The sequence below is a fragment of the Bradyrhizobium sp. cir1 genome, assembly GCF_014198245.1.
GTDB lineage: Bacteria > Pseudomonadota > Alphaproteobacteria > Rhizobiales > Xanthobacteraceae > Bradyrhizobium.
The window spans coordinates 1-13705 of sequence record NZ_JACIHE010000029.1 but is presented as its reverse complement, the minus strand read 5'-3'; the positions used below and the strand labels follow the sequence as shown (position 1 = coordinate 13705).

14 protein-coding genes and 1 pseudogene are annotated in these 13705 nt (G+C 64.2%); 9 read left to right on the top strand and 6 right to left on the bottom strand.

Annotated features, from left to right (window positions below; genetic code table 11):
• Positions 1-26 precede the first annotated feature (26 nt).
• The 4 genes from cobT (at position 27) to GGD63_RS34705 (ending at position 4976) form a co-directional block, all read left to right on the top strand.
• Complete coding sequence (gene cobT / locus GGD63_RS34720; RefSeq protein ID WP_183249000.1) at positions 27-1928, top strand: cobaltochelatase subunit CobT; 1902 nt, start codon at positions 27-29, stop codon at positions 1926-1928.
• On the top strand, positions 1925-2995 hold the full coding sequence (locus GGD63_RS34715; RefSeq protein WP_183248998.1) for an esterase-like activity of phytase family protein: 1071 nt from the start codon (positions 1925-1927) through the stop codon (positions 2993-2995). The genes cobT and GGD63_RS34715 overlap by 4 nt, the downstream gene beginning before the upstream one ends.
• A gap of 221 nt (positions 2996-3216) precedes the next feature.
• Positions 3217-4329 (top strand): NADH:flavin oxidoreductase/NADH oxidase, encoded by a 1113-nt coding sequence (locus GGD63_RS34710; RefSeq protein ID WP_183248996.1) that lies wholly within the window; start codon positions 3217-3219, stop codon positions 4327-4329.
• A 239-nt stretch (positions 4330-4568) separates the two neighbouring features.
• The gene (locus GGD63_RS34705; RefSeq protein WP_183248994.1) at positions 4569-4976 is read left to right on the top strand and encodes a hypothetical protein; all 408 of its coding nucleotides are present in this window, start codon (positions 4569-4571) and stop codon (positions 4974-4976) included.
• A 202-nt stretch (positions 4977-5178) separates the two neighbouring features.
• Here the strand turns inward: GGD63_RS34705 and GGD63_RS34700 are convergent, their stop codons facing one another.
• From GGD63_RS34700 to GGD63_RS34690, 3 genes are all read right to left on the bottom strand, one after another.
• Positions 5179-5430, bottom strand: coding sequence for a PilZ domain-containing protein (locus tag GGD63_RS34700; protein ID WP_183248991.1), 252 nt, complete (start codon positions 5428-5430; stop codon positions 5179-5181).
• 393 nt (positions 5431-5823) lie between these two features.
• Positions 5824-7158, bottom strand: a complete 1335-nt coding sequence (locus tag GGD63_RS34695; protein WP_183248989.1) for a DUF2235 domain-containing protein — start codon at positions 7156-7158, stop codon at positions 5824-5826.
• Positions 7159-7409: 251 nt separating this feature from the next.
• Positions 7410-7751, bottom strand: coding sequence for a hypothetical protein (locus tag GGD63_RS34690; protein ID WP_183249116.1), 342 nt, complete (start codon positions 7749-7751; stop codon positions 7410-7412).
• A 406-nt stretch (positions 7752-8157) separates the two neighbouring features.
• Here GGD63_RS34690 and GGD63_RS34685 point away from each other — a divergent pair, with 406 nt between their 5' ends.
• The 3 genes from GGD63_RS34685 to GGD63_RS34675 all read left to right on the top strand — a co-directional run bounded on the left by GGD63_RS34685 (position 8158) and on the right by GGD63_RS34675 (position 9227).
• Complete coding sequence (locus GGD63_RS34685; protein ID WP_183248987.1) at positions 8158-8424, top strand: hypothetical protein; 267 nt, start codon at positions 8158-8160, stop codon at positions 8422-8424.
• The gene (locus GGD63_RS34680; protein ID WP_183248986.1) at positions 8417-8713 is read left to right on the top strand and encodes a hypothetical protein; all 297 of its coding nucleotides are present in this window, start codon (positions 8417-8419) and stop codon (positions 8711-8713) included. The genes GGD63_RS34685 and GGD63_RS34680 overlap by 8 nt, the downstream gene beginning before the upstream one ends.
• Positions 8714-8948: 235 nt before the next feature.
• Positions 8949-9227 (top strand): DUF1488 domain-containing protein, encoded by a 279-nt coding sequence (locus GGD63_RS34675; RefSeq protein ID WP_183248984.1) that lies wholly within the window; start codon positions 8949-8951, stop codon positions 9225-9227.
• 14 nt (positions 9228-9241) lie between these two features.
• Here GGD63_RS34675 and GGD63_RS34670 read toward each other — a convergent pair.
• A pseudogene (locus GGD63_RS34670) lies at positions 9242-9394 on the bottom strand (phospholipase effector Tle1 domain-containing protein); the annotation flags it as partial.
• Positions 9395-9528: 134 nt separating this feature from the next.
• Here GGD63_RS34670 and GGD63_RS34665 point away from each other — a divergent pair.
• Positions 9529-9708, top strand: a complete 180-nt coding sequence (locus GGD63_RS34665) for a hypothetical protein (protein ID WP_183248982.1) — start codon at positions 9529-9531, stop codon at positions 9706-9708.
• A 799-nt stretch (positions 9709-10507) separates the two neighbouring features.
• On the opposite strand, the gene GGD63_RS34660 is transcribed toward GGD63_RS34665, so the two are convergent.
• Together GGD63_RS34660 and rpmB are read right to left on the bottom strand one after the other, a co-directional pair.
• Positions 10508-11536 carry a DUF2806 domain-containing protein gene (locus tag GGD63_RS34660; protein WP_183248980.1) on the bottom strand — a complete coding sequence of 343 codons (1029 nt, stop codon included), beginning with the start codon at positions 11534-11536 and terminating at the stop codon, positions 10508-10510.
• Positions 11537-11954: 418 nt separating this feature from the next.
• Positions 11955-12260: a 50S ribosomal protein L28 gene (gene rpmB, locus GGD63_RS34655; protein WP_080140584.1), complete on the bottom strand. Its 306-nt coding sequence runs from the start codon at positions 12258-12260 to the stop codon at positions 11955-11957.
• Positions 12261-12746: 486 nt separating this feature from the next.
• Between rpmB and GGD63_RS34650 the strand changes: the two genes are divergently transcribed.
• Positions 12747-13610: a DUF3108 domain-containing protein gene (locus GGD63_RS34650; RefSeq protein ID WP_409334111.1), complete on the top strand. Its 864-nt coding sequence runs from the start codon at positions 12747-12749 to the stop codon at positions 13608-13610.
• Positions 13611-13705 lie beyond the last annotated feature (95 nt).

The window sequence follows — 13705 nt, the reverse complement described above, 5'->3', positions numbered from 1 at the left end:
TAGGCCGCGGCGACGGATAGGGCGAGATGACCACCTCCAACTCCAAATTCCGTACCAGCAAGGAAGCGCCGACCGAGCCGTTCAAGCGCTCGGTCGCCTCCTGCCTCAAGGCGATCGCGAAATCGCCCGAGCTCGACGTCTCCTTCGCCGCCGAGCGCCCGGGTCTTGCGCCGGGCAAGGCGCGGCTGCCCGAGCCGGCGCGGAAAATGACCAAGCGTGACGCCGCCATCGTGCGCGGCCACGCCGATTCCATCGCGCTCAAGATCGCCTGTCACGACCCGAAAGTTCATCGCAAGCTGATGCCCGGCAATCCGCAGGCGCGCGGCGTGTTCGAGGCGGTGGAGCAGGCGAGGGTCGAGGCGATCGGCGCGCGCCGCATGGCGGGCGTTGCCAAGAATCTCACCGCGATGCTCGACGACCATTTTCACCGCGGCAAGTTCGACGAGATCACCGACCGCGCCGATGCGCCACTGGCGGACGCGCTGGCGATGCTGGTGCGCGAGCGCCTGACCGGCATGGCGCCGCCGACGGCGGCGAAGAAGATGGTCGATCTCTGGCGCCCGATCCTCGAAGACAAGATCGGCAGGCGGCTCGACCGGCTCGACGGCGTGGTCGAGGACCAGGCCAGATTCGGCGACGCCGTGCATGATCTGTTGTCGGCGCTCGAGCTCGGCGACGAGCGCAACGCCGACAGCGAGGACGATGAGGACAACGACGAGAACCAGGACGGCGACAACGACCAGTCCGGCGCGGAAGGCTCACCCGATTCCGATGCCGCGCAGGAGATGAGCGCCGACCAGGCGCAGGCGACGTCGGAGGAGATGAGCGAGAGCGCGATGGAAAGCGCGCAGGCCTCGACCTCCGACACCTTCGACGACGGCGAGCTCGGCGACGACGAGACGCCGGGCGAGGCGACGCGTCCGAACGCGCACGGCAGGAACGAGCCGCGAGGGCCGGAATATCACGCCTTCGCGCCCAAGTTCGACGAGGTGATCGCCGCCGAGGACCTCTGCGACCATGACGAGCTGGAGCGCCTGCGCGCCTATCTCGACAAGCAGCTCGCGCATCTTCAGGGCATCGTCGCCCGCCTCGCCAACCGGCTGCAGCGCCGCCTGATGGCGCAGCAGAACCGCGCCTGGGAGTTCGACCTCGAAGAGGGCATCCTGGACCCCGCGCGCCTGTCGCGCGTCGTCACCGATCCCTATCACCCGCTGTCCTTCATGCACGAGAAGGAGGCGACGTTCCGCGACACCGTGGTGACGCTGCTGCTCGACAATTCCGGCTCGATGCGCGGACGCCCGATCACGGTCGCGGCGACCTGCGCCGACATTTTGGCGCGCACGCTGGAGCGTTGCGGCGTCAAGGTCGAGATTTTGGGCTTCACCACGCGCGCCTGGAAGGGCGGGCAATCGCGCGAGGCGTGGCTTGCCGCCGGCAAGCCGGCCAATCCCGGCCGTCTCAACGATCTCCGCCACATCATCTACAAATCCGCCGACGCCCCCTGGCGCCGTGCGCGAAAAAATCTCGGCCTGATGATGCGCGAGGGTCTGCTGAAGGAGAACATTGACGGCGAGGCGCTGGACTGGGCGCACAAGCGCCTGCTGGCGAGGGCCGAGCAGCGCAAGATCCTGATGATGATCTCGGACGGCGCGCCGGTCGACGATTCCACGCTGTCGGTCAATCCCGGCAACTATCTCGAGCGGCACCTGCGCCACATCATCGAGGAGATCGAGACCCGCTCGCCGGTCGAGCTGATCGCGATCGGCATCGGCCATGACGTCACCCGCTATTATCGCCGCGCCGTGACGATCGTCGACGCGGAAGAACTCGGCGGCGCCATCACCGAAAAGCTCGCCGAGCTGTTCAGCGAGACCAACACAGCGCCAACCCAGCCGGCCGGTCGCCCGCGACGCAAATTGCATTCGTGAGCACGCAATCATCCCGCCGCAGCTTTCTTGGCCACGCGGCGGCGGGATTTTCCACTCTCGCATTGTCCCGGCTGGCGCACGCTCAGGTCACGACCGAGCCGCCCCCGCGCCCGCTCCAGGTCGAGCACGCCGTCGCCGAGCCCGTCAGCCTCGAAGTCAATGCGCGCACCATTCCGAATTTCGAGCCGCGTGACCGCTCGCGCACGCGCTTCGGCTCGCTGGAATATCGCAGCGGCCTGGTGCTGACCTCGCCCTTTCGCGGCTTCGGCGGCCTGTCCGGCATCCGGCTCGATGCCAAGGGCGAGCGCTTCCTCGCGATCTCGGATCAAGGGGGCTGGTTCACCGGCCGCATCCGTTATTCCGGCGGCAAGATGACCGGGCTCGACGATGTCGAGGCCGCGCCGCTGCTGGGCGCCGAGGGGCGGCCGATCACCGAAAAGCGCATGTGGTGGGATTCGGAATCGCTGACGCGCGACGGCAATGTGGTTTATGTCGGGCTCGAGCGCGTCAACCAGATCCTGCGCTATGATTTCGCCAAAGGCGGCATCCGCGCCCGCGGCGAGCCGATCCCGGTGCCGCCAGCCTTGCGCAAGCTGCCGCACAACAAGGGGCTGGAAGCGCTGGTCTTCGTCCCGAAGGGCCAGCCGCTCGCCGGCGGCCTGATCGCGTTCTCCGAGCGCGGGCTCGATGCCGACGGCAATCTGGTCGCGTTCCTGATCGGCGGTCCGACGCCCGGCCAGTTCAGCGTCCGCCGCACCGAGAAATTCGACATCAGCGACGCGGTGCTGTTGCCCTCCGGCGAGCTCCTGATCCTCGAACGCAAATTCTCCTGGTTCACCGGCGTCGACATCCGCATCCGTTCGATCCCCCTCAAATCCATCGCGCCTGGCGCGGTGGTCGACGGCCCCGCGCTGTTCAAGGCCGATCTCGGCCAGGAGATCGACAACATGGAAGGCATCGACTCCCACGTCACGGCCGAGGGCGAGACCGTGCTGACCCTCGTCTCCGACGACAATTTTTCCATGCTCCAGCGCACCCTGCTGCTGCAATTCACGCTGGTGGAGTAGTTCGCCGCCGTCGTCCCGGAGCGCGCCCCGATCTCCACTGTCGTCCCGGATCTGCGCTGACGCTTGTCCGGGACGACGGCAGAATGTGTGGCGCGCTCTCGCGCCAAGCCGCGGTCGCAATGCGTGCCGCCACTACCCGCCATTCCCGCGCGCAACTGGCAATCCGCCGCCCGGCCACTAAACTCTCTCCACGATCCTCCCATCCTCCCGGAACTCCCCGCATGAGCGCCCTGTTTTCCCCGATCAAGCTGCGCGGCCTGACGTTGAAGAACCGCGTCGTGGTGTCGCCGATGTGCCAGTATTCGGCCGACGACGGCGTCGCCACCGACTGGCACTTCACCCACATCAACAATCTCAGCCTGTCGGGCGCGTCGATGTTCTGCATCGAGGCGACCCATGTCGAGGCGATCGGCCGCATCACGCCGGGCTGCCTCGGGCTCTACAGCGACGCCTGCGAGGCCGCGCTGAAGCAGATCCTCGCCTCGGTGCGCAAGCATTCCTCCACCGCGATCGGCATGCAGCTCGCCCATGCCGGCCGCAAAGCCAGCAGCGCGCGGCCCTGGGACGGCGGCCAGCTGATCCCGATCAGCGCGGGCGGCTGGCAGACGGTGGCCCCAAGCGCGCTGCCGCACAAGGAGGGCGAGGCCGCCCCGCTCGCGCTGGACGCGAGCGGCCTGAAGCGCATCCGCGACGCCTTCGTCGACTGCGCGAAGCGCGCCGACCGGCTCGGTATCGACGCCATCGAGCTGCACGGCGCGCACGGCTATCTCATGCATCAGTTCCTGTCGCCGATCTCGAACCGGCGCACGGACGAGTATGGCGGCTCGCTCGAGAACCGCATGCGCTTCCCGCTGGAAATCTACGACGCCGTGCGCGCCGTCTTCCCGCACGACAAGCCGATCGGCATGCGGGTGTCGTCGACCGACTGGGTCGAGGGCGGCTGGGATCTGGCGCAGACCATCGAATTCGCCAGAGCGTTGAAGGCGCGCGGCATCGACTGGATCGATGCCTCCTCGGGCGGCGTCTCGCCGCTGCAGAAGATTCCGCTCGGCCCCGGCTATCAGGTGCAGTTTGCGGAAGCCATCCGCCGCGAGACGGGAGTGCCCACCATCGCCGTCGGCCTGATCACCGACGCAAAACACGCGGAGGAGATCGTGGCATCCGGCAAGGCCGACATGGTCGCGCTCGCCCGCGGCATGCTCTACGACCCCCGCTGGGCCTGGCACGCCGCCGCCGAGCTCGGCGGCGAAGTCGAAGCCCCGCCGCAATACTGGCGCTCGCAGCCCTCGACGCAGAAGGCGCTGTTCGGCAGGACCACGTTCGGGGCGCGGTGACTCTCTTCACCTCTCCCCGCTTGCGGGGAGAGGTCGGATTGCGCGCAAGCGCAATCCGGGTGAGGGGGTACAGGTGCGGCGAAAATCTCATGCGCGGAGAGAAGCCCCTCACCCCAACCCTCTCCCCGTAAGAACGGGGAGAGGGAGTTACCCCTCACGTATCCGTAAACCTCCTCACCTTCCACGCCCCCCAAAACTGGCCTAACCTCTCCACGTTCAACGCCTCGTGGAGGCCGGCCATGCGGTTTCGTGTTCGTAATACTGCCCATGTGTTCGAGCGCGTGGGCCTCGCGATGGCGGGGGCCGCGTGCGGGCTGTTCGTCGGCGCCTATGTCGGATCGGCGATCGCGCCGTTGACCACGCAGGGCTTCCTGCTGCTGATGATGCTGCTCGGTGCCGTCGGCTTCTATCTCGGCATCGACACGCCGCAGATGCCTTTCGACGAGGCGCACAGCGAGATCGACGCCGCCGAATTGCTGAGCTCGGCCGGCACGCTCTGCGCCACGCTCACCGCGCTCGCCTCCGTCGCCGTCATCGTGCTCCGCCTCGATCCGCACATGGCCTGGACCTGGCTCGTCCTGTTCGGCTGGACCGCCGGCGTCGCCATGCAGATCGTCGCCGGCGCAAAGTCGCGGATGCGGAAGTAGCTCTTCTTACCCTCCCCTGGAGGGGTCCGGGACGAGCGTAGCTCGCCCGTGGTCGATCGCGCGCAGCGCGAGCGGGGTGGGGTGATCTCTCCACTCGGGCAGTGTTGGATGTGGAGAGACTGTCACCCCACCCCGTCTCGCCTCGCTACGCGATGCGAGCCGACCCTCCCCCTCCAGGGGAGGGTAAGCAGGCAGCGACGCCCTAAAACACCACGCCCACCCGCGTGCCGCGCTTCCACGCGATGCGGCAGCGCTTCTTCGTGTTCACATGCAGCAGCTCGAACCGGTCGGGGATCTGCACCTGGCCGCCGAGATCGACGCAGGCGCCGCCCGGCGAATAGTCGATCAGCGTGCAGTTGATCACCGGCGCGCGCGGGTCGGTGATGATCTTGGCCTGGCGGGACACCAGCCCGGCCGGTTTGACGCGGGCAAATTTTCGCGGATGCTGTGGCACGTCTCCTCCAACTCCGCAGTCGGCATGATCTTCGAAAAGTGTGAAGCGGTTTTCCGAAAAGATCATGCCGAACCAAAAAAGGCTCGCGGCGGGCTCTGTGCAGGATGATGCAGAGGAGTTGATGCGATCCGGCTAAGGTCGGCGGGAGAATTTTAATGAAAAGTGGCGGCGACCGGAGAAAGCGGCGGTAGCGGGGTGCCCACCCTCCCCTGGAGGGGTCCGGGACGAGCGTAGCTCGCCCGTGGTCGGTCGCGCGCAGCGCGAGCGGGGTGGGGTGATCTCTCCACTCGAACGGTCCCCGTGGGGAGAGATCACCCCACCCCGTCGCACATTTCGCTGCGCTCAACGTGCGCCGACCCTCCCCCTCCAGGGGAGGGTAAGCACCCCGCCACCTCACCCCGTCACGCCCTCCTCCACCCCGGCCCCCGCCGCCGCATCCACCCCCGGCGGCACCGGCATCGGCACGGTCACGTAATCCTTCGGCATGTTCACCGGCCGATAGCCCGGCTCCACCGCCATCCGCTTCAGCACGCTCTCATGCACATGCGCGCCTTCGGGGATGACGCGCGGCTCGCAATCGGGGATGTAGAAGCCGAAAGTGACCTTCCGCTCCGGCCATTCCCTATACTTCGCGCGCTTCGGCAGATACTCCAGCACCCGCCAGGCGGCATTCATCGAATCGTGCAATTCGCCCGTCTTCCCCGTATAGGCCGGCTCGACGTATTTGAACGGCGAGTTCTTGCGCTGGACGCCCCAGGCGAGCTGGTTCACGGTGCGCGGGTTGAACTTCAGCCCGGCCTTCTCGGCCTCCGCGATCATCCAGATCAGCGGATATTTCGATTCCCCGCTTTCCGCCTCCGGAAAGCCGCCGCCGACGTCGCAATGCACGCCGGCGAACCACACCTGCAGAATGTCCTGCGGCACCTTCTTCTCGTCCGGCACGTAGCGGTTGCTCCAATAGTCCTGCGGCTCCCAGTATTTGTTGAGGCGAAACATGCGCCGCCGCTCGTCGATCGCGATCGCCTGCCGGAAGATGTTGACGCTCGGATTGCGCCGCGTGAAGGCGAGCTCCTCCAGGCTGAACACGAAAAAGAAATTATCGCGCCGCGGCACGATCACGCTCGCCACCGTGTCCCACACGCCGATGAAGTGGATGGTCGGCCAGCGCGTCGAGGTGATGCGCGCGAACTGCGCGGCGAGGTCGAACGTGTCCTTCGGCAGCGGCCCGCTCTCGTCGATCGCGATGTCCTTGAGGTCCTCGATGTCGTTGCCGCGCCCGGTGCCGGAATATTGCTTGTAGGCGACGAGGCCCGAACCTGCGAGGTTCGCCTGCTCCGGCGAGATCAGCCCGATCTTGTGGATCAGCCCCGCCAGCACCCGAACCGTGTAAGCCCCGCGCGAAAAACCGAACAGGTAGATCTTGTCGCCCGGCGCATAATGCTCGACCAGGAAGCAATAGGCCGAGAGCACGTTGTCATCGAGCCCGTAGCCGGTGGCGAGCCCCAGCACCAGATTGATGTTGGCCTTCCAGCGGTGCCACGTCGTCGGCTCCGTCACCGTGCCGACCCCGGGATCGTAGAACACCATCTGCCGCGGCTGCGTCTTGTCCGTCTTGCGCAGGCAGCGATACAGCTTCAGGACGTTGGAGATGTTCTCCGAGATCTCGTTGCCGGTCCCGTCACAGCAAATGACGAGGTTTTTCGGTTCAATGTTGTGTGCGTGCTCCACAATATGCCCCTCCGGGAAATGCTACCCGGGCGAGTATAGCGGAAAAGCGCGACGGAGAGGAGACGGAGACGAGAACATAAGCCGCAGCGAAGGTGCGCTCCCTCGCCCCGCTCTTCGCGGGGAGAGGGTTGGGGTGAGGGGCTTTCTCCGGGAAAACAGCGAGAGATGGATTCGCGGAAGCTCCCCCTCACCCGGAATTTGCTACGCAAATTCCGACCTCTCCCCGCAAGCGGGGCGAGGTAAGCCGCCCCCTACTTCTTCTTCCCCGGCCCGAAATCCGGCTGCCAGGCGGCCTCCTTGCGGCTTGGCGCCGCGGCGATCACCTTGGCCTTGTCCTTCTTCGGTTTCTTGGCTTCGCGGTTGCTGCGTTGCTGTCCCTTGGCCATGTCGCTCTCCTGTGGTTCGAGCTCGCTGAGTTCGTCGGCTTGCAGCACGCGCCCGCGCGGCGTGCAGATGCGCACGTCCATGTAGCCGTCGCGCAGCAGCTTGCGGGCCAGCCGCAACGCGACGGTGGCGCTGCCGCGGCCGAGATTGGCGCTGCCATATTCGTTCGTTCCGCTGACGAGATAGGGCACGCGCGTGGTTCTACCCATTGAGCACGGCCGCCGCGCAGACGAGAAGCAGAAGGAACAGCGGAACGATGTCAGGCGGAACGATCCACTCAGAGGCGCGAAAACGCGGCATCGCAAGCTCCTGCGCGGCACGACGAACTCGTGCCCTGACGACTGATTTCCCGGCGCGGTGATGCAAGCAAGCCTACGCCTGCCGCACGGCAATAGCGAGGACTAAAACGCCGCGCGAGCCAGAGCGTTTTCGAGCGAAGTGGGTACCAGTTCGCGTCAAGAAAACGCGTCAAAACAAAAACCAGAGCCCGTTCCGATTTGATCGGAACGGAAATGGCTCTGGTGACGATAATGCTGGCTATCGCGGCGCGACAAGCGCATGGTCGCCATCGCCGGCGTCGGTTTGGGGCCCGCTCTCGCAGCAAGGCAGGCGCGCATGACCATCCGTTCGCGGCGGGAAACCGTCACGTTCAAGCATCCGTTCCGCATCCACGGCATCGAGCGCGTGCTGCCGGCGGGCGCCTATCAGGTGATCGCCGACGAGGAGACGATCGAAGCTGAGACCTTCTCGGCCTGGCGCCGCGTCGGCACGTCGATCATCGTGCCGGTGGAAGGCGTGCTCGGCTCGGTCGAGATGCTGTCGATCCGCGCGATCGACCTTGCGGATGCGATCGCCTCCGACGCGAGGGTCGCCAATGACTGACCATACCGTCGATCTCGACAAGCATCGCGGCATGGCCGCGCAGAAGGCGACCGATCTGCGCCGCGCGCTGGCGGAGGTCGAGAGCAATGTCAGGCAGCTGCGCGAGCGCGAGGCCGATCTCGAAAATCGCCTGATGACGGTGCCCGCCGCCTCGTGGCCCGAGGCCGCGGTGAAGGCGCGCTATCTGCTCAACCTCTATGCCGCGAGCCTGCCCGTCGAGGATACCCGCCACCGCGCGCTGGTGACCGCGTTGTTCGACGATTTCGCGCGGCTCAACGGGGAGAGCTGAAGGCGGCCCCGGGCTGCGTGCGGCAGGATGCGGGCATGGGAAAGGACGGTGTCCGCGTAGAAAATACGTGTCGTCCTGGCGAAGGCCAGGACCCATAACCACCGAAGCGCGTTGTTGCGAAACATTGTGCCACAGCGTGCTTCGACAACACTGACCGGGGTAATGGGTCCTGGCGTTCGCCAAGACGACGATGAACTCATCGCGTCACGAAGCAACCCGTGTACAGGACGCCCCCATGACCCTCACCAGCGGCCGCTACATCGGCCTCGAATACGACCGGATGATCGTGCTGTTCTCCATGCAGGACGGCTCGCGGGAGATCGGTTGCGCGATCTCGACTTCGGCGATGGACGATCTCGAACGCGGCCCGAAGGTCGCCCCCGAGCACCGCGAAGCCCAGTTCACCCGCCTGCGCGACCGCATCGAAGCCTGCGCCGCCAGCAAATACCGCGCCTGCGAGTTCGAAGGCACCCCGCCGGGCATCGTGCTGCGGAGCATTGATTTTCGGGGATAGGGGGAGGCGGGCTACCGCGGCTGCGTTGTGTCCGACTTGCGCAGGCAGCGATAGAGCTTCAGGACGTTGGAGATGTTCTCCAAGATCTCGTTGCCGGTCCCGTCACAACAGATGACGAGGTTTTTCGGCTCGGTGTTGTGTACGTGCTCCCTAGGCCCCTCCGGCAAATGCTACCCCGGCGAGTATAGCGGAATTACGCGACGGAGAGGAGACGATGGTGCACAGCTCAAGCTCGATGCCGCGCCACCGAAGCCGAACGCCAACGGACACGGGCTCGGCATCTCGTGGGAGAATTTGGATCATGACCAGTGATCATCGCGCCGAGTTCTTCGCGCTGCTGGAGCGCGCCGTTCGTGTCGGCGCGCTGTTGCCGGACCCGGACGACATCGACCTGAGCGATGCAAACGCAGTCGCTGATCTGAAAATGGTGCTGCCTGAATTCTTCGTAGCGCACGCCGAGATCGAGGCGCTACTGGACTGACGCGCTTCCTTGGACGGCTATGCTGCGCTGCCCATTGGGCGACACCCGGTAACGCCCGGATGTTACAGCGGGGCCTCAGTGGGCGGTTTTTGCTAATTTCAAGGAAGATTCGCCAAAATTAACAGGGGGCGCCCTGTTTGTAAGTTGGCGGTTGCCTACGATGTGCGTTGCGTCGAGTCGCCCCCCGGATGTTCAATGATCCTCATGTGCTCACGCTGATTCGAAACGGCCTTGAGGAACGATCCGGTAACTTAAATGGGTTTCAGCTCTAACGTGCGTCGCAATTCAGCGCGCACGGACGGTGATGGAGACTGTTGATGGGATGACGTTAGCCGCGTCAGGGGTGTGCGGTCGGCCCCCGATAGCGTAAAGGCCTGCATCACCTTGCACGTGATGCAGGCCTCGACCGCGAAAACCGGTCCGGTTGCAGACTCGGCACGACGCGGGGCGCAATTAAAACTCGCATGTTCGTACGAGCTTTTCAATCGGACCTCCAAAACAAACCTGTGTGGAGGTTTACGGATGCGTAAACGCCAGAAGCACTGGGTGCGTTCCTACGTTCGCGTTCGCCATCGGCGGCCCGAGCATGTGCGCGCTCACTTTCGGCCCAAGGACTAAAGTCCTGAGCTGCTTGCGGTGATGGGCTTGCATCGGCGGTTCTGAACCGTTTCACCCATAGTGACTTCTTCTTTTGGAGCGCGGGACTGAGGCCCCGCGCTCATTCGATCGCGCATGGCGATGAGAAGCTGTTGATGCTGTCTCTCATTGTCGCCGTGCCCTGGAACTGCGCTGCAACCGTTCAATGACTTCTGGCGAGATTAAGTCCGTGGAGACGAAAAGCACTGGTGAGCAACTCAACGTATCGGCTGTCCGGCTGAGCCGCAATCAATTCGATTATTTCAGCTCCGACTGAACTGAAGCTAATTCCAGAGCCCAGCAACGCACACTCGCCGTCGTCCGAAAGGATCGGTAACGGCGACGGGAATCCTGATATCGAGTAGGGTACTCCTGCTATCTTTATATGGGCCGTTCCTGCCGTGACGGTGGCGCGCGCTTCATACGCCCAACCAGAATCAACCATTATTCCAGCAGGGCCAAAGACCTCTTGCCGAACAGGTTTTACAAGCGTCTGTACTTGACGGTTGATCTGAGAAAGGGTCGTGCCAGTTGACTCTGTCATATTCTGTTGGACGAATCGATCAAGATGATCTGCCGCTGTGAGCCACATAGCTGTTGTCTCACCACCGGATAGAAGGCTCGTAGTTGCAAAGGGCGCCAGCCTTGAAAGCGCCTCCGCCTCGTCACGCGCCAACATGCTCAATGTGTAAAGCGTCCGGAAACTATACGAGCTTTTTCCCGCGCCCTGTCGCACGAGGATGCGCGCCCAAATTGATCTAAAATCGTCGTTGCTTACATTCTCCGCAAATGACCAGAAGCGATCCAGCCAATCCGGATCAAAGGGATGCCCCTTTGACAAGCGCAACTCCTCTGCGCTGGCCCGAAACTCTTCGACTGCGCAGAGGGCAATAGCCTCGCGGTTTAACTGATGCCTTTGCTCGTCCGCCAATGCGCGAATGGAAGCGCGATCACCGAGAGAGAGTTCGGCAGCGGAGATGGACAGTCCATCTTCCTTCAATGCGTTCGACCAAAGCTTCATTGCTTCGACGTCGGCTTTGGCCTGCCTTTTGGTCAACGTCGGCTTAAGCCACGCGCCGACGCCGTGCACAACTCCTTCAGCTATAATCTTGGCAGCGCCTGAGAGACCCAGAAGGTCCTTCACTTGTACAAGTGCCGACGGACGGTCTTCACCCTTGCTATCATCTGACACAGCTAAACGCTCCAGCCATTGAAATTTCTCCCCAGAGAGATAACGGCCAAAGCCGCGCGTGCAGATTCTCCGGAGGCCTGACAGACGGATGTCTCATCGCTTCCGGCTTCCAGAGGTCGCGCTTTTCTGAGGATCGTGTAGCGCATCACGGTCGATCAGAAGTCCAGACAATCAGTTCAAAACAACCTTGAAAACCTGTTGGATAGCAATCGCCTAAGACTTCACGCCTCCCACCTCTGCACAACCTATAGTTATTTTCTCAGGTTGCCCGCTTGCAAGTTCCCGCACGATTGTTCTTTCGTCGAAGCGGGTCTTAAAAACAAAAACGGCCGGATCTTTCGATCCGGCCGTCAACGCAAAACTCTACTGGCTAAGCCTACGCCACGCGACCTAGCCCCCGCCCTAACAGGGAATCTTTTTAGCTGGCCTTCTTCGCCGGCGCGTCGCCGACCTTCTTCTGGATGGCGCGCTTCAGCTCGAGGGCGCGCGGCGACAGGGCGTCGGCGTTGGCCTTGAGCAGGAAGGCATCGAGGCCGCCATTGTGGTCGACGCTCTTGACCGCGTTGGTGGAGACGCGCAGGCGCACGTTGCGCTCCAGGGCTTCCGAGATGAACGTCACGTTGACGAGGTTCGGCAGGAAGCGGCGCTTGGTCTTGATGTTGGAGTGGCTGACCTTGTGGCCGACGAGGGGGCCCTTGGCCGTCAGTTCGCAGCGGCGAGACATGTCACAAATCCTTAAGTTCGAGCCCCAAACGAGTTGCGGCCGCCATTCGGGGCGCCACAGGGGCAAATTCTTTCGTCCTTGCAGGGAGCGGGCGGACGTATAGGGGGGAAGGTGGCTGGCGTCAAGGTTTTGGGCGGGGTTTCGTGGCCCGCGGCATGCCCCACAACAGGTGTCATCGCCCGCGCAGGCGGGCGATCCAGTATTCCACCGGCGGCGCGGCTGGAACAGAGGCGCCGCAGCGTACTGGATACCCCGCCTTCGCGGGGTATGACAGCGGAGGAGGGAGAGGCAGCGGAGTAAGGTGCGCCGCCGCGTCACACCCCGATCACTAAAACGGCAATGATTGAAACGCCTTACCATCACATAAACGGCGTATTCGCGACCGAGATATCCGGTGGAGTTCCCGGTGTTTTGCACCCGAACGGATTGTTTGCAGCGATTTTTGGCTTAACTAACATGGCCTGACGGCCCCCATTGGATGGCTTCGTGAATACCCTGACCCTTTCCCTGCCCCGGCTGCGCGCGGCCGGCCGGCTGGCCTTCGCGGCCCTTTGCGGGCTCGTCCTGGCGTGGGGGGCGGAGCCCGTGGCCGCGCAGGGCAAGCTCGAGGCGCAATATGAGGCGACGCTGTCGGGCATTCCCGTCGGCAAGGGCGCCTGGAACATCGACATCCAGGACGACGTGTTCGCGGCTGCGGCCTCCGGCGGCACCACGGGGCTGTTGAAGTCGTTCACGGGCGGGTCCGGCACGGGCGCCAGCCAGGGGCGCGTCGTCAACGGCGCGCTGGTTGCGACCGGCTACCAAGCCTCCACCACCACCCAGAAGAAGACGGAAAACATCCACATCACGCTCGACAAGGGCAATGTGAAGGAGTTCGGCATCGTGCCGGAGCCGCCGGTCGATCCTGACCGCATCGTCGTCACCGATGCGCATCGCCGCGGCGTCTGGGATCCGATGACGGCTTCGCTCTTGCGCGTGCCCGGCACCGGCGATCCCGTGACGCCGGAGGCCTGCCACAACGCCGCCCCCGTGTTCGACGGCCGCATGCGCTACGACCTCAAGCTCGATTTCAAGCGCATGGAGACCGTGAAGGCAGAGAAGGGCTATCGTGGCCCGGTCGTGGTCTGCGCGCTCTATTTCGTGCCTGTCGCCGGCTACATCCCCGATCGCCCCGTGATCAAATACCTCGCCGCCCAGCGCAACATCGAGATCGCCTTCGCCCCGGTCGCCGGCACGCGCATCCTGGTTCCGTTCTGGCTGAAAGTGCCGACGCCGCTCGGCCCCGCGATGCTGGAAGCCACCAGCTTCATCACCTCCCCCCAGCCGCCACGGGTGGCCAAGACGCAGTGATGTCCAGCGGATGGATGGGTAACACAATAGACCGGATCGATAGGTGACAGTCGTTCATGGTTCGGTCCGCTGCGGCGCTGCGCTAGCGCAGCGCC